General features: G+C 41.1%; 24 protein-coding genes and 2 pseudogenes. 7 read left to right on the top strand and 19 right to left on the bottom strand.

The annotated features are described in order from the left end of the window. Positions 1–40: 40 nt before the first annotated feature. The 4 genes from ntdP to mutY all read right to left on the bottom strand — a co-directional run bounded on the left by ntdP (position 41) and on the right by mutY (position 3,049). On the bottom strand, positions 41–571 hold the full coding sequence (ntdP, locus tag CJ483_RS17460; RefSeq protein ID WP_120036379.1) for a nucleoside tri-diphosphate phosphatase: 531 nt from the start codon (positions 569–571) through the stop codon (positions 41–43). A gap of 187 nt (positions 572–758) precedes the next feature. Then, entirely contained in the window at positions 759–1,067 is a 309-nt protein-coding gene (locus CJ483_RS17455; protein WP_120036378.1) for a gamma-type small acid-soluble spore protein, read from the bottom strand. Between the two features lie 68 nt (positions 1,068–1,135). After that, the gene (fabL, locus tag CJ483_RS17450) at positions 1,136–1,885 is read right to left on the bottom strand and encodes an enoyl-[acyl-carrier-protein] reductase FabL (protein WP_120036377.1); all 750 of its coding nucleotides are present in this window, start codon (positions 1,883–1,885) and stop codon (positions 1,136–1,138) included. A gap of 69 nt (positions 1,886–1,954) precedes the next feature. Beyond that, positions 1,955–3,049 carry an A/G-specific adenine glycosylase gene (gene mutY / locus CJ483_RS17445; protein ID WP_120036376.1) on the bottom strand — a complete coding sequence of 365 codons (1,095 nt, stop codon included), beginning with the start codon at positions 3,047–3,049 and terminating at the stop codon, positions 1,955–1,957. Positions 3,050–3,148: 99 nt separating this feature from the next. Between mutY and CJ483_RS17440 the strand changes: the two genes are divergently transcribed. Further along, positions 3,149–4,135, top strand: a complete 987-nt coding sequence (locus tag CJ483_RS17440) for a metal-dependent hydrolase (RefSeq protein WP_120036375.1) — start codon at positions 3,149–3,151, stop codon at positions 4,133–4,135. 117 nt (positions 4,136–4,252) lie between these two features. Here CJ483_RS17440 and CJ483_RS17435 read toward each other — a convergent pair whose 3' ends face one another. Further along, positions 4,253–4,522 (bottom strand): YfhJ family protein, encoded by a 270-nt coding sequence (locus tag CJ483_RS17435; RefSeq protein ID WP_120036374.1) that lies wholly within the window; start codon positions 4,520–4,522, stop codon positions 4,253–4,255. Between the two features lie 32 nt (positions 4,523–4,554). After that, the gene (locus CJ483_RS17430; RefSeq protein ID WP_120038134.1) at positions 4,555–4,866 is read right to left on the bottom strand and encodes a YfhH family protein; all 312 of its coding nucleotides are present in this window, start codon (positions 4,864–4,866) and stop codon (positions 4,555–4,557) included. A gap of 68 nt (positions 4,867–4,934) precedes the next feature. On the opposite strand from CJ483_RS17430, the gene CJ483_RS17425 reads away from it, so the two are divergent. Further along, positions 4,935–5,612 (top strand): SDR family NAD(P)-dependent oxidoreductase, encoded by a 678-nt coding sequence (locus CJ483_RS17425; protein ID WP_259455706.1) that lies wholly within the window; start codon positions 4,935–4,937, stop codon positions 5,610–5,612. 3 nt (positions 5,613–5,615) lie between these two features. Here CJ483_RS17425 and recX read toward each other — a convergent pair whose 3' ends face one another. Next, positions 5,616–6,413, bottom strand: a complete 798-nt coding sequence (gene recX / locus CJ483_RS17420; protein WP_120036372.1) for a recombination regulator RecX — start codon at positions 6,411–6,413, stop codon at positions 5,616–5,618. 111 nt (positions 6,414–6,524) lie between these two features. Here recX and CJ483_RS17415 point away from each other — a divergent pair, with 111 nt between their 5' ends. Then, positions 6,525–7,430, top strand: a complete 906-nt coding sequence (locus tag CJ483_RS17415) for a TIGR01777 family oxidoreductase (RefSeq protein WP_120036371.1) — start codon at positions 6,525–6,527, stop codon at positions 7,428–7,430. Positions 7,431–7,560: 130 nt separating this feature from the next. Here the strand turns inward: CJ483_RS17415 and CJ483_RS17410 are convergent, their stop codons facing one another. From CJ483_RS17410 to CJ483_RS17375, 8 genes are all read right to left on the bottom strand, one after another. After that, positions 7,561–8,862 carry a uracil/xanthine transporter gene (locus CJ483_RS17410; protein ID WP_120036370.1) on the bottom strand — a complete coding sequence of 434 codons (1,302 nt, stop codon included), beginning with the start codon at positions 8,860–8,862 and terminating at the stop codon, positions 7,561–7,563. A gap of 186 nt (positions 8,863–9,048) precedes the next feature. Next, positions 9,049–9,540 (bottom strand): STAS domain-containing protein, encoded by a 492-nt coding sequence (locus CJ483_RS17405; protein WP_142927239.1) that lies wholly within the window; start codon positions 9,538–9,540, stop codon positions 9,049–9,051. A gap of 119 nt (positions 9,541–9,659) precedes the next feature. Beyond that, the gene (locus tag CJ483_RS17400) at positions 9,660–11,537 is read right to left on the bottom strand and encodes a PTS fructose transporter subunit IIABC (protein WP_120036368.1); all 1,878 of its coding nucleotides are present in this window, start codon (positions 11,535–11,537) and stop codon (positions 9,660–9,662) included. A 12-nt stretch (positions 11,538–11,549) separates the two neighbouring features. Beyond that, positions 11,550–12,464 carry a 1-phosphofructokinase gene (gene pfkB, locus CJ483_RS17395; RefSeq protein ID WP_120036367.1) on the bottom strand — a complete coding sequence of 305 codons (915 nt, stop codon included), beginning with the start codon at positions 12,462–12,464 and terminating at the stop codon, positions 11,550–11,552. Further along, positions 12,461–13,213 carry a DeoR/GlpR family DNA-binding transcription regulator gene (locus tag CJ483_RS17390; protein ID WP_120036366.1) on the bottom strand — a complete coding sequence of 251 codons (753 nt, stop codon included), beginning with the start codon at positions 13,211–13,213 and terminating at the stop codon, positions 12,461–12,463. Before CJ483_RS17390 ends, pfkB begins: the two co-directional genes overlap by 4 nt. Before the next feature lie 250 nt (positions 13,214–13,463). Further along, the gene (locus CJ483_RS17385; protein WP_120036365.1) at positions 13,464–13,706 is read right to left on the bottom strand and encodes a hypothetical protein; all 243 of its coding nucleotides are present in this window, start codon (positions 13,704–13,706) and stop codon (positions 13,464–13,466) included. 137 nt (positions 13,707–13,843) lie between these two features. Beyond that, the gene (locus CJ483_RS17380; protein ID WP_120036364.1) at positions 13,844–14,263 is read right to left on the bottom strand and encodes a DUF5367 family protein; all 420 of its coding nucleotides are present in this window, start codon (positions 14,261–14,263) and stop codon (positions 13,844–13,846) included. Further along, on the bottom strand, positions 14,260–14,844 hold the full coding sequence (locus tag CJ483_RS17375; protein ID WP_120036363.1) for a TetR/AcrR family transcriptional regulator: 585 nt from the start codon (positions 14,842–14,844) through the stop codon (positions 14,260–14,262). Before CJ483_RS17375 ends, CJ483_RS17380 begins: the two co-directional genes overlap by 4 nt. A gap of 469 nt (positions 14,845–15,313) precedes the next feature. Here CJ483_RS17375 and CJ483_RS17370 point away from each other — a divergent pair, with 469 nt between their 5' ends. From CJ483_RS17370 to CJ483_RS17360, 4 genes and pseudogenes are all read left to right on the top strand, one after another. Then, positions 15,314–16,321: an ATP-binding protein gene (locus tag CJ483_RS17370; RefSeq protein WP_259455705.1), complete on the top strand. Its 1,008-nt coding sequence runs from the start codon at positions 15,314–15,316 to the stop codon at positions 16,319–16,321. 50 nt (positions 16,322–16,371) lie between these two features. Next, positions 16,372–16,608, top strand: a pseudogene (locus tag CJ483_RS25835) (response regulator); the annotation flags it as partial. Then, positions 16,591–17,221, top strand: a pseudogene (locus CJ483_RS25830) (DNA-binding domain-containing protein). The pseudogenes CJ483_RS25835 and CJ483_RS25830, both read left to right, overlap by 18 nt. 229 nt (positions 17,222–17,450) lie before the next feature. After that, positions 17,451–18,722 carry a cation:dicarboxylate symporter family transporter gene (locus CJ483_RS17360; RefSeq protein ID WP_120036361.1) on the top strand — a complete coding sequence of 424 codons (1,272 nt, stop codon included), beginning with the start codon at positions 17,451–17,453 and terminating at the stop codon, positions 18,720–18,722. A 96-nt stretch (positions 18,723–18,818) separates the two neighbouring features. Here the strand turns inward: CJ483_RS17360 and CJ483_RS17355 are convergent, their stop codons facing one another. The 4 genes from CJ483_RS17355 to pdaA form a co-directional block, all read right to left on the bottom strand. Further along, positions 18,819–19,571: a TVP38/TMEM64 family protein gene (locus CJ483_RS17355; RefSeq protein ID WP_259455704.1), complete on the bottom strand. Its 753-nt coding sequence runs from the start codon at positions 19,569–19,571 to the stop codon at positions 18,819–18,821. A 292-nt stretch (positions 19,572–19,863) separates the two neighbouring features. Further along, entirely contained in the window at positions 19,864–20,448 is a 585-nt protein-coding gene (locus CJ483_RS17350) for a class I SAM-dependent methyltransferase (protein ID WP_120036360.1), read from the bottom strand. A gap of 159 nt (positions 20,449–20,607) precedes the next feature. Continuing rightward, the gene (rlmD, locus tag CJ483_RS17345; protein ID WP_120036359.1) at positions 20,608–22,002 is read right to left on the bottom strand and encodes a 23S rRNA (uracil(1939)-C(5))-methyltransferase RlmD; all 1,395 of its coding nucleotides are present in this window, start codon (positions 22,000–22,002) and stop codon (positions 20,608–20,610) included. 74 nt (positions 22,003–22,076) lie between these two features. Beyond that, positions 22,077–22,865 carry a delta-lactam-biosynthetic de-N-acetylase gene (gene pdaA, locus CJ483_RS17340; protein ID WP_120036358.1) on the bottom strand — a complete coding sequence of 263 codons (789 nt, stop codon included), beginning with the start codon at positions 22,863–22,865 and terminating at the stop codon, positions 22,077–22,079. Between the last annotated feature and the right edge of the window lie 23 nt (positions 22,866–22,888).

The raw sequence follows: 22,888 nt of genomic DNA, 5'->3' as shown, positions 1-22,888 counted from the left end.
GTTGAAAACTCAACAGGCGCCGTCTCTTTTTATTGAGATATCAGCCTCGGTGCGTCAAATACTTTCCGTACCACTTATCGATAAAATTTGGTGAAAACGGACCTTGACGCTGACGGATCAATTGAATCAAGTGATCAACATTGCGCCTCAAAATTTTATCAATTACTTCCGGGTAATTCATTCTTCTGCTGTGCTGTTCGTACTCATCCTCATCCAGCAAAATATATGACATATCCGGAAATACTTTTACATCGAGATCATAGTCAATATATTTGAGCGCTTCCCGATCGTATACGAATGGAGAGCTAATATTGCAATAATAATAGATGCCGTCCGTTCTCAACATACCAATGACATTAAACCACTGCCTGGCATGGAAATAACAGATAGCAGGTTCCCTCGTAATCCAAGTCCGTCCATCTGACTCTGTGACAACCGTATGATCATTGCCGCCAATCACAAGATTATTCGTTGCTTTTAAGACTATGGTCTCTTCCCAAATACGATGAATATGCCCGTCATGTTTATAACTGTGGATTTGGATGGATTCACCTTCTGTGGGAATCGCCATGATTTTCCCCTACCTTCATTCCAAGCTGTTTGCCTTTAATTTTTCCTTTGTGTGAACAAATAAACGTTTATATTCCACTATTATAACGATTTCAATAGGAAATTGAAACAAAAGAGGCAGAAGAATGAGAAAAAGGGCTATCAACCGCTTTGAAGGTTGACAGCCCTTTTCTTTGTGTTGGTGATTCTTATTGATTTCTCGGTGCTTGGTTTTTACGAGCTTGTGATTGAGCGTTTTGTTGTCTCACTTGCTGAGCATCTGTCTCAGCACCAAACTCTGTACCGAAGTTTGCACTTTGGCCTGCAGTAGGCGCTTGGTTCTTGCGAGCTTGTGATTGAGCGTTTTGTTGTCTCACTTGCTGAGCATCTGTCTCAGCACCAAACTCTGTACCGAAGTTTGCACCTTGACCTGCAGCTGAAGCCGCATTGCGTTGTCTTACTTCATTAACATCTGTACCAGCTTGTGTACGTTGTCTGTTGTTTGGTTGGTTTGCCATGATTATCACCTCCACAAGAACTAATTTGCCCCGGGAGATCATAACTTATCCTCTCTTAATAAAAAATTTTAAACTAACAGTGAGCGTCCACCATCAACAATAATTGTTTGCCCGCGAATCATATACGCACCTTCCGAAATTAAAAACATAACGGTATGTACAATGTCCTCTATATGGACAATTCTTCCTGCAGGCGTATTCATTCTCGCATCTTCCAATATTTCTTCACGATTAGGGAAATGCTTCAGTGCTTCCGTATCGATAGCTCCACCTGAAACAGCATTGACTACAATGTTCTTCTCCGCCAGCTCCACTGATAGATAACGCGTCAACGCCTCGACAGCCGCTTTGGACACACCCACTGCTGTGTAATTTTTCAAATAGCGGATAGCTCCAAGTGAACTAATGCTGACGATGCTTCCACCTCCAGTTTCTTCCATGAGGCGAGCTGCTTCCTGAGAACAAAATAACAAGGCTTTACTGTTAATGTCCATCGTCCAGTCCCAATGCTTTTCTTCTAATTCCATAATCGGCCGTTGAACTCCGGAAGCTGCGTTGTTAATTAACACATCCAGTCGGCCAAACTTTTCCTTTATTTCCGCAAACATTGCTTTTACCTTGTCCACATCGCCCACATTTGCCTTAATAACGAGTGCTTTTCTTCCTAATTGTTCAATCTCTTCCGCTGTTTCAAGGGCAGCTGTTTTGCTGCGTGCATAATTCACAACAATGTCATAGCCCTTTCTAGCTAATTCAAGAGCGATCTGCTTGCCCACGCCGCGGCTACTACCGGTTACTAATGCTACTTTTTGTTCCATTATTCTTTCTCCCTTCTTTCTACACTTTTAGAGTGTACGGTCTTTTCGGGGAATAAACAACGCCCGCTGTCACTTCTGCCTGGCCTTTTTCCAAATTTTTTGATGGGAAACAGAAAAAGCATACTTTTCTACCTCTTCTGCTTTTACAAGACGGCTGTTTTCTCTTTTTAAATCTGCTATGGAAACGGTCCCTCCATATACGTCAATATCCCACGTTAAGTGGGAGAACACGTGCTGTATTTTTGCAAAAGGCTCAGAGTCTAATTGAACCTCCAGACCATACACTTGTCTCAAAAAAAGTTCCAATTCCACTTTTGGACTGCCCATTCCGCTGAGCTCGGTATTCGGAAACTCCCACAGGTTGGCAAGCAATCCTTCTGATGGACGCTTTTGAATAATTACTTCGTCTTTTTCTGTTTTTACAACAGCTGCCGCTAAGTGGACATGACGCATCGTTTTCTTTTTTGTTTTGACCGGCAGTTCATGGATGGTTCCCTCTTGGAAGGCACAGCAATGTTCCCTCACCGGGCAAAGAAGACAAGAAGGCGAGGAAGGCGTACAAATCAACGCTCCTAATTCCATTAATGCCTGATTAAATGAAGACGGATCTTCCCGTGATATTAACTGCCGTATCGCCTCTTCAAAGATCTTTCTCGAGGAAGCTTTAGCAATATCCTCCCAAATCGATAGGATCCTGGACAGCACGCGCATAACATTGCCGTCCACAGCAGGCTCAGGCACTCCATAGGCAATACTTAAGATGGCACCACTCGTATACGGCCCCACTCCTTTTAAGGAAGAGATTTTTTCTTTTGTATCAGGTACCTTCCCGCCATATTGTTCATGCACTTCACGAACTGCCGCCTGCAAATTGCGGACACGCGAATAATATCCCAGCCCTTCCCATGCTTTCAACACTTGATCTTCATCTGCTTTCGCAAGTGCCTCAATTGTCGGAAATTGCTTAATAAAGTTTTCAAAATACGGGATGACCGTGTCCACTCTCGTTTGCTGTAACATAATCTCTGACACCCACACTTTGTAAGGGTCTTGGTCTTTCCTCCAGGGCAGATCACGCTTTTCCTCTTTATACCAATGAAGCAAATCTTGTTGAAATTGCCGGACATTTACTTTTTCTATATTATTAAGAGATGGAAAATTCACAACTAGCCTCCATAGATGTTAGAATTAAAAAGATAAAGGGAATAGTAAAATTTAGAACCAAAATAGCATCATCCGTACTTTGTAAAAGGAGGGACGCATTTGGATACTGGCACTCACCTTGTAATGGGGATTGCGCTAGGCGGTCTGGCAACACTCGACCCTGTTGTCGCTGTTGAACCAATGACCAAGTATGCAGTGATGACTGCAGTAGTAATCGGCTCGCAAGCCCCTGATATAGATACAATTTTAAAGCTTAGGAACAACGCTGTCTATATACGCAATCACCGCGGAGCCACCCACTCCATACCGGCAGTGATTCTTTGGCCGGTATTGATTACTGCAGTCATTTACTTTTTATTTCCAGGAAGTGACTTGCTTCATTTATGGTTGTGGACACAGTTCGCAGTGTTCCTTCACGTATTTGTCGATATCTTTAATGCTTATGGTACCCAGGCGCTTCGGCCCTTTTCTTCTAAGTGGCTTGCTCTTGGGGTGATTAACACCTTTGATCCGTTTATCTTCTCTTTGCACTTAGTCGGATTGATCATGTGGGGACTGGGGGCTCACCCTGGTTATACGTTTCTGTTCATTTATTTACTTTTAATCGGCTATTACATTCTGCGCTTTCAAATGCAGGGGGCAATTAGGAGCTCAGTGAAGAAACTAATCCCCGACGCAGAAGAAATTATTATCGCGCCAACAATCCGTTTTAACCAATGGCGTGTCGCGGTCAAAACACCGTCACACTTTTATGTTGCCCGTGGCTATAGGCGTTCGGTTACAATTCTTGATAAATATAAACGGGTCAGAATTCCTGATTCTGAGCTGTTCCAAGCAGCAAAGAAAAACGAAAACCTCGCTGCTTTTTTGCACTTCTCCCCAGTGTACCGTTGGGAAGTAGCAGAGTACAATGATTGTTATGAAGTAAAATTTATTGATCTTCGCTACCGCAATAACGGCTATTATCCGTTTGTGGCTGTTGTTCAGCTTGACCTCGATTATAATGTAATCGGCTCTTACACTGGCTGGATTTTCAGCGAAGAAAAATTACGCAAAAAGCTGACTTTTATACCGGAATCCCATTAACGATCGAAAAAGGACGCCTTTAAGCGTCCTTTTTCTTTTATTACCTTTGGTATGCCTATTAGCGAAAACAATAGCTGGATTATCATGCATCCTGTTAGTATAAGTCAGCGGGTTCCATTAATGCATCAGATCATTTTCATCTTTGAGCAAATGACTGTATTTAGGGTTGCGCCCGGCAAATTCGTGAAGACGGTCCCCATAGTTTTCAAGCCACTGCCGAACAACTTTTTCGGTCAATTCTTTCCCTTGATAGTCATGTCCAGCTTTTGCATAAGTCGTTTCAAAATCTTCCCACAAAAGCTCGACCCATGTCCGGGCACGAGCATGGGACAAACGCTCATTTTTACTTAGCAAAAGATTCGTCAGCCTTTCAAAAATATCTTCCACTTTGCGCACCCTTTCTTTTATAAAATCATGGACTAAAGCTTGAGCATGGAAATTGGCAAGCCTTCTTCCTCACCATCGCCACCGACTCGATATCCCCAAGCAAACACACCGTTCATATAATCAATTTTAAAGTAACTACCTGGCGCTCCTTTTATTTCATACTGCTTTCCTGGAATAAAATCATTCGGATTCATTAAATAAGCTTCTGCCATTAACGCTTTTCTTTCTAAAACGGCAAATTCATTCACGATACCTAGCTGTTCAGCTTTGCGTGCTTTCTCTTTTAATCGGGCAATTTCCTGTCTCAATTCATATTCTTCCATATCACTGTAACGTTTCTGCATTTCCAATAGTTGCACACCCTTTTTTCCTTCAGTATAGTGAAATGACAACAAATAAGAAAGCAGAAAGGATGGTTATCTTGAAAAATTGTTTCATTACCGGGAGCGGATCAGGACTCGGAAAAGAATTAGCACTTCTTTATAGCCAAAAAAGTTTTCACGTTCATTTAGCAGGTCGCAATATCGAAAAGCTAGCAGCAGTCAAAAGAGAAATTGAAGCAGCTGGTGGCGTAGCAACGATTTATTCACTCGATGTAAGCCAACCGGAGTCCATTGAAAAGATAGCCGCCTCCCTTCAATCAAGCGGCTGCTCCATAGACATTTTAATTAATAATGCAGGGATTGGTATGTTTGGTCCCTTCTCTGATACTACAGTCGAAATGATGGAAACGATATTTTCTGTTAATGTCTATGCTCCGATTTTACTCACAAAAGCTTTTTTGCCGCTTTTAACAAGCAGTGGCATGGTTATTAATATTATATCCACAGCTGGCCTGCGCGGAAAAAAACACGAAGCCATCTATTGTGCGAGCAAGTTTGCCCTGCGCGGACTTACAGAAAGTCTTCAAAAAGAATATGAAGGCAGTGGACTGCGCTTCGTAGCCGCTTACATGGGTGGCATGAACACGCCCTTTTGGGATCATTCAAACCATGTGGAACATCCCTCTCGCTTTCCGCTCCCGAAAGAGATTGCTAAGCAAATCGTTCATGAAGCAGAAGAGCAGTTAGAGGTTATTATTAAAACATAACCCCTATTCTTCCTGCAGCTTTTCGATAGCCTGCTCAATGTCGCTCATAGAAAAACCCTTTCGGTAAAGCGCCTGCTTCATCTTCTGACGATATTCACCGCCTGAAAATTTATTATATCGGCGGTGAGCCTTTGCCGCTTGATACATAAGCACTTCCAAGTGCTCCTCTTCGTTTCCTTCCTCTTCTGATCCTGCGACCGCTTCTTGAATAATCCCCCATTCATATCCTTTTCTGCTTAACGTCTGTTCTATTTTTTGTTTTTGAATAATAGGAGATTCTTTTCTATACTTCTGACGATATTTTTGGGCAAGCTTGATTGATTTTTCAAGCTGAAGCCCCTCTTCAAATTTGGCGAGTGCTTCTTCTATTAAAGAACCCTCAATTCCTTTTTCCTTTAACTCTCGTTCAATGACTTTCGGTCCTTTATCTGATGCATTGATTTGTGTATTCGTATAAGCCTTGGCAAATTCAGCATCATCTAGATAATTCATCCGGTAAAGAGCATGGATAATCTCTTCTATGGACTCACTTTCGACCTCTTTTTTTATTAAAAACTCTCTTACTTCTTTTTCGGCTCTCATTCGAATAGACAAAAATTGAATAGCCATATTCAGGCCTTTACGCACTGCATCTCTCCGAATAATACCGTCTATCTGCTCATCGGTCAGCTCCATTCCTTTTTTTAATCCATATTGAATGAGTACAGATTCATCAACGCTAAAGGCGTATTCCTCATTTATGAAAATGTTATACCGATCTGTAAGCTTTTGTTGAAGAGAGATTTTTGTAATAACCTTCATATCTATCACCTCTTTCTTCTACTGTACCATGAAATTGTTTCAATGCCGCTCAAGGAGGGGTACTATAATAGATAAAATCCAATGTTTAAAGGGAGATTGGGAGGGGTAAAAATGAAGGTGGTTATTGCCGGCGGCACAGGATTTGTAGGAAGAGCACTAATCGATGAGCTTCTAAAAAATGGACATCAAGTCGTTATTTTAACACGGAGCTTCGAAAACAAACGAGATACAGACAACATTCGCTATGTCAAATGGCTGGACGACCGCTCCAAGCCAGAAAAAGAACTTCAAGATATCGATGCCTTTATTAATTTAGCAGGTGAATCGCTTAATAGCGGACGCTGGACGGAGAAGCGCAAGCAACAGATAATCAGCAGCCGTATCTCATCCACTAAAGAAATGATTAGAATTATGGCAGCACTTCCGCAAAAACCTAGCGTCTTTATCAACGCAAGCGCCATTGGTTGTTATCCAGTTTCTCTTGAAGAGACTTTTACAGAATCATCAAAGACGACAACTAAAGGCTTTCTCGCAAAGACGGTAGATATTTGGGAGTCGGAGGCACAACACTCTGAAGCACTTGGCATCCGGACTGTGACAGCACGCTTCGGTGTCATTCTCGGAAAGGAAGAAGGCGCACTTCCCCGCATGGCTTTACCTTATAAATTGTTTACAGGTGGACGAATTGCTTCAGGACAGCAGTGGATGTCCTGGATTCATATTAAGGATGTAGCAAGGGCCCTCCTTTTCATTATGAACCAGTCAGATATAAATGGTCCGGTTAACTTAACTGCCCCTTCGCCAGAACATCTAAATACACTTGGAAAAACGTTAGCCGAAGTTCTTCAGCGTCCTCACTGGTTATTTGTCCCGGCTTTTGCTATCAAAATGGCTCTCGGAGAAATGAGCACTTTGATTCTAGATGGCCAAAGAGTCCTTCCCAAAAAATTAACGGCTCACTCATTTACCTTTCAATTCCCACATATAAAACAAGCGTTGACAGACATTTATACATAGTTGTGCACAAAAGTATCCACACCCTGTGAATAATGTGGATACTTTTGTTTATTCTTTTATTTTATCAATCTATGTTTTCTAAAATATGTGGAAAAAGTTATCCACAGTATGTGAATAAAATGTGGAAAGTTTATTTTTCATATAAACCCGGAGTGTCATATCTTTCCCATTTAATGGCTAATTCCAAAGTGATGGATAGTAAAACCCCCATAATTAATCCATTAGAAAAAAGCGGCTGCAAATAAACAGGCAACTGGCTAAAAATAATCGGATCAACAGTCATCAGACTGATTCCTGTTAACACGGGGAGGGCAACCCGAAAAATAGTGTTTGAATTAAAAACCGTCCCTTGAATGGATTGCAGCGCGGTGCCAAATAATTGCAAATAAGCGACAAATAGCACCGCGTTTCCGATAGTAATAGGCATCGTTGCAAAGAAAGAGCCGACAACCGGAATCAGGCCAAGCAGGCTAAATAAGCCGCCACCAATTAAAAAGGGAATCCGGTCAAGAATGCGGGTGCTTTCCAAAAATCCAATTGTGGAAGTAAACGGGGCATAGGGGACGAGCCCTAAAAAAGAACCGGCTGCTGTGTATAAACCAGTCAACGTAAACGAGCGATTATAACGACTTTCCGAAGGCTGCTCCTTGTACAGCCGAGCAGCTGCCTGAATGGAAGCAATGGTATTGCTGAGATTCAATACACCGGCTGTGAAGGTTGTCAAAATAATTCCCCATTCTAAATTAGGTGTCCCTAGAGGGAACATGTCAAATGATTGGCTGCTTGCGGACAAAGCAGCGCCTCCCGGAAACAGCAGGTCATATAGTATCCATCCGACTACAATACCAATCAAAATCGAAAAGTTACTGATAGAGCCTTTTCCCTTCACTTTTAGTATCGTTACAAGCAGCACAACACCGATAGACAATAAGCTAACCGGAATATCTAATGTTCCATTCGGCTTTAGTTTCAGCATGCCTGTGAAAAAGATAAAAATAAGCTGTGCAGAAAGTAAAAATAGATACACGCTCATCACCATGGGCGTGAAAACTTTTTGGATTAGTGCAGACAGGCCAAATAACCCGGCTATGATCATAAAAACAGCTGAGGCAATCATTCCTGTAGCAATTCCTCCACCAATCGTTTGCAAATCCATGCCAAGTGCAGCAGCAGAAGCGCTCAAATTCAAAAGCAGCCCCCACATAAGTCCTGAATGCCCCTCCATCAGCGGATAACGGTGTCCCCATAATCCTTGCAGCACACAGGCTGCTCCTGTAAATATAAGCGAGCTGCGAAGTGTCATTGCCACTTCTTCTGCAGATAGATCAAACGCTGCCCCTATTGAAACTGGGACAACAATTGTATTAGCAAAAATAAAGAAAACCCACTGAATTGCTGCCATACCCATCGGCAATGCTTTTAATGCTTTCATCCTACCCATCCCTTCTTCATTCATCATCCAGCGGCGCCATTGTCATTTGGAGAAAAAAGAAAACCATCCCATAGCCCACTCCCCGTTGTCACATCTTTAACTGCTGGATGCTACGGGAAAGCCCGGTGCTATGGGATGGTTTTATATACTAGATCTGCGGTCTTTCCCCGCGAACAGGCTGCCATTTCATTTTATTTTTTGAAAAGTGATCCCCCGCTTTTTCATTAAGTAATGAAGGGCTGCCCGAAAAGACAAAAAGGTATTTAAGTCATTTACAATAGATACCCCTGATTGGATAAGATCCTGAGTAACTGCTGGAGTAAAGCCAACAAAGATTGTATCGATTCCCATTAATTTTAGAGCTTTTTGGAAATTTTCGATATACATTCCCAGCGTATCAATCTCTCCTAATTCTCTTTTAGAAATAGCGGTAAAATCAATGATCACTGTATTTAAGCCTTCCGTATAAGACAGGCGATAAGCCACTTCATTTATTTTTGTAAAAATCAATTCTAATCGATCAGGAGACAACTTTCCCGTCACAGGCACTAAAATAGTCTCTGGAACGATAGATGGAATGATAGGTACAGAGATTTCATTAATCAATTCTTCATACTCTCTTAACTGCTGTTTTAATTCCTTAACCTCTTGCCGCAACTCGTCTACTTCTCTCTGCATAATCTCTATAAACCCCATCGTTATTTTAAAAGGCCGGAAACTACCATTCATTATAACAAAAAGCCAGCATAAAAAGAATCCTCCCACTGGTTTTTGTGGAAGGATGTAAGTTAAAAAAGTTATTTAATTTCTTTTTTCAGTAATCCGACTGTGAAAGCCGTGACGAGCGCCCCAATCACCACAGCTAGTAAATAAAGCCACGCGCTTCCCTGAACGATTGGAAAAACAAAAATCCCACCATGAGGAGCTGGAAGACCGATGCCGAACATCATGGTAAGGGCTCCTGCCACTGCCGATCCAGCGACAGCAGCCGGGATCACCCGTCCTGGATCCGCTGCTGCAAACGGAATCGCTCCCTCCGTAATAAAGGAAAGGCCCATTACATAACATGTTTTTCCCGCTTCTTGTTCTTGCTTTGTGAATTTCTTTCTAAATATTGTAGTAGCAAGGGCTAAGCCAAGCGGTGGAACCATTCCGCCGGCCATAATGGCTGCATGAGGTGCATAGTTGCCGGCATCAATCATGGCAATGCCAAATGTAAAGGCCGCTTTATTGATCGGTCCTCCCATATCAATAGCCATCATGCCGCCAAGCAAGAGGCCGAGGAAAACGAGATTTCCAGTTCCGAGACCAGATAAGAAAGTTGTAATCCCTGTATTTAATGCTTTAACCGGCCCGATCACTACAAACATCATAATTAAACCGGTAATTAAAATCCCAAATAGCGGATACAAGAGGACAGGCTTTAAGCCCTCAAGTGATTGCGGCAATCTAGCAAGCGCTTTTTTCACTCCCAGCACGACATACCCTGCCAAAAAGCCGGCAATTAACCCGCCGAGAAAACCGGCTTCTCCGTTAGCCGCCATCAAACCGCCAACCATTCCCGGAGCAAATCCCGGACGGTCAGCAATGCTCATCGCGATAAAACCGGCCAGCACTGGTATCATTAAATTAAACGCATTTCCACTGCCGATGTCCATTAGTGCTTTAGCAATTGGATTGTAAGTTTCATGTCCTGGCTCGGCTGCATGAATACCAAAGATAAATGAGATAGCGATCAAAATTCCGCCGCCGACAACGAATGGCAGCATATTAGATACGCCGTTCATTAAATGTTTATAGAAACCGCCTGTTCTTTCTTTCTTTTCCTCGCCTTGCTCCTGGGAAGCATTTGAATGATCCCCTTTAAATATCGGAGCATCCTGGCTGAGGGCTCTTGTAATCAATTGTTCTGAATTGCGGATTCCTTGCGCAACAGGCACTTGGATAACATGTTTTCCTTTGAAACGGTTCATTTCCACTTGTTTATCTGCTGCCACAATAATGGCTGTCGCTTCTTCTATGTCTTGCGCCGTTAATGCATTTTTAATTCCGCTCGATCCGTTCGTTTCTACTTTGATATCTACGCCCATTTCTTTCGCTTTGGCTTTCAGAGCATCAGCTGCCATATACGTATGAGCAATTCCTGTAGGACAAGCAGTTACTGCGAGCACTTTTTCTTTAGGCGAGGATGTTTCTGGTTCTATTTCTTCCTCTTCTTCTCCTTGCTCCATTTCATTAATAGCTGCCAACACTTCCTCTTCCGTCTGTGCAGCATCCAGCTTTTGGCGAAAGCCCGGATCCATAAGGAAAGAAGACAAGCGTGACAAAGTTTCCAAATGGGTATCGTTGGCTCCTTCAGGCGCTGCAATCATGAAAAAAAGGTGGCTTGGCTGTCCATCAAGGGCTTCGTAATCAATGCCTTCTTTAGAGCGGCCGAAAGCGATCGCTGGTGTTTTAACAGCACCTGTTTTCGCATGTGGAATGGCAATACCTTCACCGATTCCTGTAGTGCTTTGGGCTTCACGGGCTAAAATCGCCTCTTTATACTGCTGCCGGTCATTCAACCGGCCCGCTTGGTCAAGTTTTTCAACAAGCTCATCAATTACAGAGGCTTTATCGGTCGATTGAAGGTTAAGAATCATTGTTTCTCTTGTCAATAAATCTGTAATGTTCATCTTCATGCCCTCCTATTCCAATTTCGAAATCTGCACTTCAGAACACAATTTCTCTGCTTTTTCTCTCGTACATAAATCCTCAGAAAAGGCGGTTGCACTTCCAGCTGCGACGCTGAAACGGAATGCTTCTTCTATTGCCGCCCCTTTTGCATAACCAGCTAAGAAACCAGCAACCATTGAATCTCCCGCACCGACTGAATTCTTCACTTGGCCTTGCGGCGGTTTCGCGGAAAGAACGACGTCTTTATTGACGAACAAAGCTCCTTCTCCCGCCATGGATACCATTACGTGCTCAACGCCTTCGCTTACTAGCTGTTTTGCCAGAACAACGGCCTGTTCTCTTGATTGGATATCTGTTTGGAACAGCTCACCCAGTTCATGGTGGTTAGGCTTAATTAAAAACGGCTTATGAGCAAGCAGCTTCTTCAGTATGGGACCGCTCGTATCTACAGCTATCTTAATGCCACGTTCTTGGGCTATTTTCATTAACAGCACATAATAGTCTTCCGGCAAAGACGAAAGAACGCTTCCCGCTAAAAGCAGGATATCTCCTTTATTTAGCTGCTTAATCAAGTCTTTAAATTGCTCACTTTCCTCAAGCGTAACCGTTGGCCCTTGCCCATTGATTTCTGTTTCATTTCCTGCTTTTACTTTCACATTAATCCGCGTATCTTGTGCTATTCGTATGAATTGATGATGAATCCCTTCTTTATTAAGTTCATCTATAATAAACTCACCGGTGAAACCGCCAAGAAAACCAAGTGCCGTGTTCTCCGCTCCGAAACGGGTAAGTACCCTAGAGACATTGATTCCTTTTCCACCTGCAAACTTGGCTGTAGAGACTGCCCGATTTAAGGTGCCTGTCTCGAGATGTTCAAGATGAACAATATAATCAATCGCTGGGTTTAGCGTGCATGTATAAATCATGCTTTCACTTCCTTTATACTAGTTTTTTTACCGTATAAATGGAGAATTTCTTCTTCTAATTTATCTGTAATAATAATTGCTTCCTGTAAATGGCCAATATGAGCAAACGCTGTTTCATTAAATTTGGATGGATCAGCTAATACATATGCCGCTTGCGACCGTTCGATTGCTGTCCGCTTAATAAGGGCTTCCTCCGGATCAGGAGTAGTAAATCCAGCATTGGGATGTATGCCGTTTACCCCAATAAAACATTTATCAAAACTATATTGACTTAAGCCATGTAAAGCTCCTTGTCCAATAAGCGCCCGTGTATTCGCTTTCAAATAGCCGCCAATAACAAATGTTTGTATCCCTCTTTCTACTAAAGCCTCGGCATGGGCAATTCCATTTGTGACGACCGTTATATCTTTCCCCTCTATGTGAGGAATCATTTCAAATGTGGTTGTACCGGCATCAAGATAAATACAATCACCGTTCGCAAGAAGACTTGCTGCATAAAGCGCCATTCGCTTTTTTTCTGTTGTATGCCGAGTTGACTTTTCTATCATGCTTGGTTCTGATCGTTTTTGCTTCACTAGCGCTGCTCCGCCATGAACTCTAATCAGTTTCTTTTCTTCTTCCAACTGGCTTAAATCTCTTCTAATTGTTGATTCTGAAGAACCTGTCGCTTCCACAAACTCTTGCAGCTTCCGTACTTCTTTTTCCTTCAGCAATTGTAAAATGAGATGATGCCTTTCTTCTGTTAACACTCCACTCACCTCTCTTAATGAGATCGGTTTTATACTCTTATAATAAGACAAACCAACAGCAAAATCAATCAATATCATTCAAAAACAATCATATCTAATCAAAAACAATCATCAATAACAAAAAAAGAAACGCTGCCTAAGCATCAGCATTTCTTTAACAAAGTTATAATGGAAACCCGGCTCGGGTTGTTTCTAATACAAACGCCAATTTGATTAAGCGCCACAGAAGAGGCTTCATTAAATTTGGCATTTAGTGACCGAATGGATAAGAGCAGCTCCGTCTGATGAACCAAGTCCTTAGTCGAAAGGTTGAATTCTTCCAAGCCTCAAATATAAGTAAAGCTTTTTGTCCGAGAGATAATTGCTTATCAACCTGTTGCTTTGCTTCGTTGTCTTTTCCACGAATCGCCGGAATAACCGGTGCAAAACATGCAATTCCGAGCTTCACACCTTTCAAATAACCAAAAGCCGCTTTGTTCATTTTAATATGCAAGTCTTGATTCTCCTCCTTTTATAAGAAGGCCTGTCTTTCTGGCAATAATTATGCTAACTCCTATCCCTGTACCAGAGCTCTCTTCTGATTATCGGTTAATTGGCATCTTGAATCACCTGTTTTAATTAACAAAAACTTCACACCCTCTTATGCCAAATTAGCCCTCCTCCTCTTCTTTCATTTACCATGGCAGGAATGATTAAATATAGTGCGTACGCAAATGACATCCAAACAGTAAAGGCAATGATCTGAGATTCATTAAGTTCCGGAAAAATATAGCGATGATTAGTTAATGAGAAGGCGTCGAGTGTCAGGCCTACAGCCGTACCGATTAACCCGAATTTCAGTGTGGCATTTTTTGATTGATCGAATAGTGAGTACAGGAAAGTAACAGCCAGCAATAATATTGCTGTTCCAGCAGTTAACAAAAACAGGCTCATAAAGAATGGATCTGAATCCGGGCTGAAAAGAACTTTCTTTCCAAAAAAGACAAAAAACAATGTAGCAAACAGCCAAACGAGCACGCCCCAACAAGCAACGAACAAGTACCCCTTCATTCTCCCTCCTCCCTCATAGCCAAATTGCTTAGTAATGCTACTAACTGCTCAAGCCCCTCATATGCCTTTTCTACAGGAAAATCTTTGATCATGAGAGCCTGCAATGCTATCCCATCTACGATCGCATTGAACAACACTCCCCACCCCTCAAGAGAAACCCCTGTTACTGGTGACTGGGCCCATATTTTTGTAAGATTTCCGGCTAAAGCTTTGTTTTCCTGTTCTAACACACTTCCAAGCTGCTCCTTAATTTTTTCATTATTTAACCCTGCAGCAATTAATGTAAAAAACAACTTATGATAAAATGAATCGCTGCCGCAGCGGCTCTTTGCCGATTCCAAGGCTTGTTTTATCACATCTTCTTCTTGCGCTACCTCATTCCATGAACGGTCACAGACGTCTTTTACAATATCCAGCAACAACTGTTCCTTTGTCCGAAAATGATAATAAACGGTTCCCTGTGTGACTTCTGCTTTTTCTGCCACTGACCTCAGTGTAAATTTCTCAATCCCCTTATCAGCCAAACACTCTTTGGCTAATTGAATTAGCTTTTCTTTGCTAATCATATTTGGCTTTGCCATATATACGCCCCCTATTAGTTAGTCAACTAACTAACTATATTTGCAAAAATTTTACCATTAACTTTTGTCCCTATCAATGCTTATATTAAAGATTGTCAGCACCTTAAAACAGATTTCTTTTATACCGTCATTCCATTATAATAAAATTGTTTTTTACAAGGCCGATTTATCTCTATAGCGAAAATAGGAGAACAAAATGTCAATCATATACAAACTTCTTGGAAGAAATTCCAAAAGAACAGATGCTTTGTCTTTATTTCTTACCGCTGTTTTAACTGCGATTGTCAGCGAAGTGAAAATTATTCCCTTTTATGGAGAGGACCTTCGTTTCGGATTAGGCAGTATCACTTTTTTTCTATTTATCCTTGTTTGGCCTCCAGCTTCTTTTTTAAGAACGGGTATTATTACGGGGATCACGGTTGTTTGTTTTCGTTTATCTGCAGATATGATAATGGGCAGTGCCCCTTTGTTGACGAGTGTCATGACTCATTTTCCTGCATTTCTGTTTTACTTGTTATTTTCTTTAGGATTTGGCCTGATTAAAATAGAAGCGTATAAAACCTCCCCCTTTCTTCTTGGCGCTTTTGCTACTGGAATAGAATTTATAGCAAATAGTGTAGAGCATTTGCTGCGCTACTGGCTGTTACAACACACTAATCTTGGCTTACAAGAATGGGCGTTATTGTTTGGCATCGCTCTATTTCGCAGTTACTTTGTAGTAGGTTTATACAGTTCAATCACTATTTCGGAACAAAAAAAACGACTTCAGGAAATGCTGGGAGTTAGATCAGAACTATATGTAGAGATTCTTTATTTGCAAAAATCCATGGAAAATATTGAGCGAATCACCGCAACCAGCCATGATTTATATCGAAAACTAAAAAAGGGAAACATGCCGGAATTAAGCGTACAAGCGTTGCACATTTCACAAGAAATTCATGAGGTGAAAAAAGATTCTCAACGAATTCTTTCGGGACTCTCTAAAATATATGTCCAGAAAAAAAACGATAGAATTTTTCTTTCTGACGTATTTGGCTTTGTGATTACTGCCAACCAAAATTATAGTGAGCTATTGAAGAAAAAACTAACCTTTCATTCATCAATCGGTGTTGATTTTGAAACAGATAGGCACATACCTCTTCTTGCTCTTTTAAATAATCTTGTGGCTAATGCAGTAGAAGCTGTAAAAGCAGAGGGGTGTGTTGATTTGAGCGTATATGAAAAATCGGAATATACCCACTTTGTTATACAAGATTCAGGGAAAGGGATTCCTTCAGAAGATTTATCATTAATATTTGAACCAGGCTATACAACAAAATACAACGACCAAGGGGTGGCTGCCACAGGAATTGGTCTTTCTCATGTAAAAGAGATTATTCAAAACTTACAAGGGGAAATTTATGTAGAATCTTCGACTGAAGGAACCATTTTTACAATCCAAATTCCAACGAACGAGATTAGAAAGGGAGTTGAATAAAACTGAAACTTCGCTATTTTATTGTGGATGATGACACAGCCAGTCGAAGAATGTTAAACAAAATTATAACAGAAGAGGAACTTGGGCTTGTAATAGGTGAGGCTGAAAGCGGTGAAAAGTCTATCCCGCTCGTCCTTTCCACTCGTCCTGATTTTGTTCTGATTGATTTATTAATGCCTCAATTGGATGGCATTGAAACCATTGAACAATTGAGGATGCAAGGATTTGAAGGACAATTCATTATGATTTCCCAAATAGTCAACAAAGAAATGGTCGGTGAGGCCTATGAGAAAGGCATCGAGTTCTTTATTCATAAACCGATTAACCGTATTGAGGTACGCAGCATTTTAACCAAAACTGCTGAGCGGTTTCAATTGAGACATTCACTGATGACAATCAGGGAATCTTTAGCACACATCGACTCCTCTCATTCCGCTCAAAAGCAGCGCAGCGTAAAAGATATTGTTTTATCTATTTTAAATGACATGGGAATAGCCGGAGAGGCGGGAAGCAAAGATATCGTAGCAATGATGGAGTTTTTGCTCGAAAAAAATGACTCTTCTGCTTTATTACCTCCTTTAAAAAAATTGTATGAAGCAGTAGCTAGCATGAATAAATCAGATCCAATTAGTATAAAAAAGAAGTCAAATCTATTGAACAGCGTATTCGTAGAGCGATTGTAGCTGCTCTCAACAATCTGGCTTCAATGGGTGTAATAGATTATACTAACCCTAAATTTGAGGATTATGCCCCCGCTTCTTCGAATTTCAAGAGGTAAGATTGAGAATGAAAGAGCTGGACTCAGACCGGAATGAACCGATGAAAGTTAAAATTAATATAAAAAAATTTCTTCAAGCCCTGTATCTTGAGACAATAGAAAAGTTTTTTGGACATTCTTGAGAGATTACATAACCCTCACCTTATAAAATTATGTGTAGGAGCTTTGCACATTATAGTTATAACATCAGACTGACTCTGCCAATGAACTTAATGGCAGAGTTTTCTTTTTATAGAAAACAAAAAAGAAAATGTCGGATTTTATAGTTTTTTATTACTTCCTTATAAAATTGACTTATATATTTTTATTTTATAAAGAAAGCGTTTGCACTATATATGAAGAGGTGACTAAATGAAAAAACGTAAATTTGGTTTAGCTTATCAAATTCTTGTCGGGTTAGCTTTAGGGATTACTGTTGGTGCCATTTTTTATGGGAACCCTGCCGTTGAAACTTTTTTACAGCCAATTGGCGATATTTTTCTTCGATTAATTAAAATGATTGTTGTGCCAATCGTTATTTCCACGATCATTCTTGGTGTTGCCGGAACAGGCGATATGAAAAAGTTAGGTAAACTTGGTGGGAAAACAATTCTTTACTTTGAGATTGTCACTACAATTGCTATCATTGTCGGACTCCTCGTGGCGAATATTACTAAGCCTGGCGAAGGGATAGACATGTCTAAGCTGGCTAAGGGCGATATTCAGCAATATGTTGAGACAACCGAGGAAGTATCAAGCCACAGCTTTGCCGATACTTTTGTAAATATTGTACCAAGCAATATTATTGAATCTTTAGCTAAAGGCGATATGCTCGCTATCATTTTCTTTGCTGTTTTATTTGGTTTAGGAGTGGCAGCAATCGGTGAAAAAGGGAAACCAGTTCTTGCTTTCTTCCAAGGTACAGCAGATGCTATGTTTTATGTGACGAATCAAATTATGAAGTTTGCTCCATTTGGTGTATTTGCTCTAATTGGTGTAACCGTGTCCAAATTTGGCGTAGAGTCATTGATTCCACTCGGAAAATTACTTATTTGCGTATATGCAACGATGATTTTCTTTATTGTTGTCGTTCTTGGAGCTATTGCTAAGATGTGCGGGACAAGCGTCTTTCATATTATCAAAATCTTAAAAGATGAACTCCTCTTAGCCTACTCTACTTCGAGTTCAGAAACAGTTCTTCCAAAAATAATGGAGAAAATGGAGAAATTCGGTTGTCCAAAAGATGTCGTTTCCTTCGTTATTCCAACCGGCTATTCATTTAACTTGGACGGATCTACTCTTTACCAAGCACTTGCGGCAATCTTTATTGCCCAAATGTACGGAATCGATTTAAGTATTATGGAGCAGTTAACACTAATGGTAGTATTAATGGTGACATCTAAAGGGATTGCCGGTGTGCCGGGCGTTTCCTTTGTTGTTCTGTTAGCTACTTTAGGATCTGTAGGTATTCCACTTGAAGGTCTCGCCTTTATTGCTGGTATTGACCGGATTCTTGATATGGCGCGTACAGTTGTTAATGTAATTGGTAACTCTTTAGCCGTTGTTGTTATGTCTAAATGGGAAGGCCGATTTGATGCTCACAAGGGAGAAAACTACCTTAAATCTGTTCAAAAAGCATCTTAATATTAGCCAAGATATAAATAAAAAGCAGACAGTTTCATGGTGATGAGACTGTCTGCTTTTTTCTATGTGCGGCTTCTTTCTTGCTTCATATCAATTTTAATTATTAGCGGTTTTGGTTCGCTGAGTTTTAGCCCTATTAGAAAAGTTTACAGCATTCTTTAGGTTGTTCCAAATATTTATCGACACGACCGTAACTCCCCCAAGTAAAACAACACCCGCTGTCATGCCAATTAAAGACTCACTGATACTCGTTCCGATCAAGCTATATAGCAATAAAAGTGGAAGGTTGGAGACGATTATGGTCAGCATATAGCGCATATATTTTGCTCCTAATGATGCTGATAAAAAACAAATGGCATCTGTAGGAGCAATGGGACAAATAATCCCTAATGCTAAAAACTTGTAATTTTGGGTTTCCAAAAGTGCCCCTAGTTCTGGTCTCTTCTTCTCTAGGAGCCGGCTTAGCTTTGTGCCTATAACAGTTTTGGAAAATAGATAGACTAACGTTTCACTTAAAATGATGCCAGCCATGGATAGTAAAAAACCTAAAAGCGGTTCAAAGTATACTCCTCCGAAAATCATCAGTGTAGCACCTGGTATAAAAACGAGGAGCCTTAAACACCATAGAGCAACGAATAACAACATGGCATATTCTGTATGTCTGGATATAAATTCCTTTAACTCATCCATATCAGAGGGCAATAAATGATTATGCTTCAATACATAGATAGATACTAACCATACAGCGATAATAAAAATACTCTTCTTCAATTCCTCCACACTCTCTTTCGCTGTGATATATACATCAAAAGCAGCGAGAACTAAGAAATACTCTGCAAAACCTTTCATTTTAAGTTCTGGCAATAAACTTTATAGAGGCAGTTATCCCTAGCTCTTATTTTTAGCAATAGCAATTACCCAGCCATGTTTCTATTGTTCCCTCATGGAATTTATCCATTAAATTGAGGTTTAATTTCCTATTCCTTCGACATGTATCTGTCATAACGAATGAGTCACCGATGCCCTTGTTATTATTAATTTCTGTATTATATGTTTTATACCTTCTAAAAGGAGAATTTACACTTACAGTTTCCTCTAATATCCTATCCTTCGTTTCCTTTATTTCCCGCCTACTTTGCGCTCATCCATTATTTGCTCTATCTAGCCGCCGATTGTTGCAGCTTAATATAAAGGCAGGTGGTACATTTCTATACTCGAACTTGACATCGACTTGAGTAAAAAATCGGCTTATCAATTCTTTCTTAAACAGCGTATATTGAAAAGTGATGAACTTACCATTATGCCCTAATAACTCTTTCGTTTTAAGCAAAATATTATTCGAAACATTCTTAGGCAAGCTGGCAAAAGGCAATCCAGAAACCACATAGTCCACATAGGGAATATCATACCTTTCTACATACTGGTCAATATGCTCCGCGGTATCATTAATGATGATAAGATTATTTTCTTCTTTATACCTGTCCTTCAGCAGCTTATAAAACTCTCTATTGTTCTCTATTAATAAAACAACCGTATCTGGCTTTCTATATGTAAGAATTTGATCTGTAAAGATGCCTGTTCCCGGTCCGTATTCCACTATATATTTGGCCTGTTGAAAATAAATATTGCCTATCATCTTTTCAGCCAAATAAAAGGAGCTCGGAAAAACAGCTCCAATTTTTCTTGGGCTTAATATATATTGAAAAAAGAACGCATGAGTTTTCAAGTTTCTGTCCCTCCAACATTTTTGGATTTTATCTCTAGAATAAAGCCCAAATCTGAAGAAACAGTGATAGAATCTCTTAAGAATTCTTAAGATTTAATTGTTCATCTATAACGGAAAAAACCACCCTATTCAGCGGGTGGTTTTCCTCCTTGCCATAAATTATTGATGCCGGCTGCTGTCTTTTAGCGTTAGCAGCGTGACAGCTTCGACGTGCGCCGTTTGCGGAAACATGTCCACAGGCTGAATATATTCGATGTTATACAAATGGCTTAGCTGGTTAATATCTTTAGCCAGTGTCGAAGGATTACAGGACACATATACAAATCGTTTTGGCTTTACCTTCTTGATCGTATCGAGCAGCTTTTGGTCGCATCCTGTGCGCGGCGGATCGACGATAACGACATCCGGATTCCAGCCTGCTTTTAGCCACTTGGGCAGCCATTGCTCGGCGGTACCCACTTCATATACCGCTTTAATCTTTAAAGCCTTCGCATTTTCTCTGGCATCTTTAATCGATTCAGGAACTACATCCATCCCGCGGATTTCAGCAGCCCCTTCTCCCACCCAAAGGCCGATCGTTCCTGAGCCGCAATAGGCATCGACTACTTTCTCGCTGCCAGTCAGCTGTGCCGCTTTCTTTACTTCATCATAAAGTCTGATCGTTTGTTCAGGGTTAAGCTGGAAGAATGCGCGGGCGGAAAGAGCATACTTATGATCACCCAGCCGCTCCTCAATCGTCTCTGGACCAGCGAGTGGCAAGCTTTTATCTCCGAAAATTAACGAGGTCTTTTTGGGATTAATATTATGGATAATAGATTTTACGTTCGGCAGCCGCTTTTGGATTTCCTGGACAATCAGTTCTTTTTTCGGCAGCTTATCCGTCGCGGTAACAATGACCACTTGAATGTCGCCAGTAGCAATGCCCACACGAGTCACAACCGTTTTAACGATACCTTTATTTTTCTTTTCATCATAGATCGGAATATTGAAATCCTGCAATATTTGTTTGACTTTATTTAGTACATCATTTAATGCCGGCTGTTGGACGATGCAATCTGGAATATCAATCAGCTTGTGAGAATTTTGACTGTACAGTCCAGCAATGACCATGCCATCTCTCTTGCCTACCTGGAATTGGCTTTTATTGCGGTAAAACCAAGGCTCTTCCATTCCAATCGTCTCGCGGATATCAAGAGCATCAACAGGCACCTTCGTATACCGCTCAAGCGACTGAATTAAAATTTCACGCTTGGCATTAAGCTGTTCTCTATATGTCACGTGCTGCAGCTGACAGCCGCCGCATTGGTCGTATACCGGGCATGGCGGAGTCACACGATGCTCAGATTTCTTTCTGATTTTTTTGATTCGTCCTTCTGTAAATTTTGGGTGTACCTTCACCGCCTCCACAACCACTTCTTCCCCAGGGAGAGCTCCAGGAACGAAAACGACCTGCCGTTTAAAATAACCGACGCCTTCTCCGTTAATGCCTATGCGTTTAATGGTCAGCGGAAACGTTTGTTTTACTTTTATCTTTGCTTTATCTTCCTGTTTCACTTTGTCACGTCCTCACTGTTTTTGCCAAATGTTATCCCTCATTATAACGAAAAAACAGGACTGCCGCAGCAGCCCTATGCCGAAATTCTTTTTTGTTTTTTACGGTAATCATCCAGGCTCTCAAAGCGGTATCCTTGCTTTTTCAAATCTTTAATTGCTTTAGGAAGAGCCTCGGCATTGTCTTTTGAAACAGTGTGAAGCAGCAAAACAGCCCCCGGATGGATCTGCTTCATAATGTTGTCATAAGAATATTGCCAGCCTTTTTGGTTGTTTGTTTGCCAATCAACGAAAGCAAGCGACCACATCACGTGTGTGTATCCTTCTTCCCGCGCAACCTTTAACGTTCTCTCACTGAAAATTCCGCGCGGTGGCCGAAGATATGTCATTTGTTTTTGTTTGGCTATCCGGGCCGTTTCCTTTTTCACGAGCGCGAGCTCTTCTTTCAGCTTCTCATCACTCACCTGCGTTAAATCAGGATGATGCCATGAATGGTTGCCGATAATATGGCCTTCCTTGTTCATTCGCTTGACAAGATCAGGCGCGCTTTTTAAATAATGGCCTGTAATAAAAAAAGCAGCAGGCACGTTCTCTTTCTTTAATGTATCTAGGACGCTTTTCGTATAGCCGTTTTCATAGCCATTATCAAACGTCAAATACAGCACTTTTTCTTTGGCGCTGCCCTTATAAAAGGCGCCATGGTCAGCTAATAACTTATCGAGCTCCCGGCCCGCTTCCGCCTGCTGTCCATCGGAGCCTTTTTTGAATCCCCAGTGAATGGCCTGATTGGAAGCCGACATGGCAGGATAAGCGAAACTAAAGAAAAATAAAACAGCAAACGAGCTGTACATGATCCACTTCTTCATCATCATCTTCCTTTGCTTTTTCC

Source organism: Bacillus sp. PK3_68 (assembly GCF_003600835.1).
Taxonomy (GTDB): domain Bacteria; phylum Bacillota; class Bacilli; order Bacillales; family Domibacillaceae; genus Pseudobacillus.
The sequence above is the reverse complement of the archived record's forward strand: the minus strand, read 5'-3'. Positions and strand labels throughout refer to the sequence as shown.

Bases quoted from the DNA above. Each gene is read 5' to 3' on its own strand.
- CJ483_RS17430 (WP_120038134.1), bottom strand. From the start codon at position 4,866: ATGCAGAAACGTTACAGTGATATGGAAGAATATGAATTGAGACAGGAA.
- CJ483_RS17360 (WP_120036361.1), top strand. From the start codon at position 17,451: ATGAAAAAACGTAAATTTGGTTTAGCTTATCAAATTCTTGTCGGGTTA.
- CJ483_RS17380 (WP_120036364.1), bottom strand. From the start codon at position 14,263: ATGAAGGGGTACTTGTTCGTTGCTTGTTGGGGCGTGCTCGTTTGGCTG.
- recX (WP_120036372.1), bottom strand. From the start codon at position 6,413: ATGAAGGTTATTACAAAAATCTCTCTTCAACAAAAGCTTACAGATCGG.
- CJ483_RS17425 (WP_259455706.1), top strand. From the start codon at position 4,935: ATGGTTATCTTGAAAAATTGTTTCATTACCGGGAGCGGATCAGGACTC.
- ntdP (WP_120036379.1), bottom strand. From the start codon at position 571: ATGGCGATTCCCACAGAAGGTGAATCCATCCAAATCCACAGTTATAAA.
- CJ483_RS17410 (WP_120036370.1), bottom strand. From the start codon at position 8,862: ATGAAAGCATTAAAAGCATTGCCGATGGGTATGGCAGCAATTCAGTGG.
- CJ483_RS17455 (WP_120036378.1), bottom strand. From the start codon at position 1,067: ATGGCAAACCAACCAAACAACAGACAACGTACACAAGCTGGTACAGAT.
- CJ483_RS17405 (WP_142927239.1), bottom strand. From the start codon at position 9,540: ATGCAGAGAGAAGTAGACGAGTTGCGGCAAGAGGTTAAGGAATTAAAA.
- pfkB (WP_120036367.1), bottom strand. From the start codon at position 12,464: ATGATTTATACATGCACGCTAAACCCAGCGATTGATTATATTGTTCAT.
- CJ483_RS17400 (WP_120036368.1), bottom strand. From the start codon at position 11,537: ATGAACATTACAGATTTATTGACAAGAGAAACAATGATTCTTAACCTT.
- pdaA (WP_120036358.1), bottom strand. From the start codon at position 22,865: ATGAAGAAGTGGATCATGTACAGCTCGTTTGCTGTTTTATTTTTCTTT.
- CJ483_RS17415 (WP_120036371.1), top strand. From the start codon at position 6,525: ATGAAGGTGGTTATTGCCGGCGGCACAGGATTTGTAGGAAGAGCACTA.
- fabL (WP_120036377.1), bottom strand. From the start codon at position 1,885: ATGGAACAAAAAGTAGCATTAGTAACCGGTAGTAGCCGCGGCGTGGGC.
- CJ483_RS17375 (WP_120036363.1), bottom strand. From the start codon at position 14,844: ATGGCAAAGCCAAATATGATTAGCAAAGAAAAGCTAATTCAATTAGCC.
- CJ483_RS17355 (WP_259455704.1), bottom strand. From the start codon at position 19,571: ATGAAAGGTTTTGCAGAGTATTTCTTAGTTCTCGCTGCTTTTGATGTA.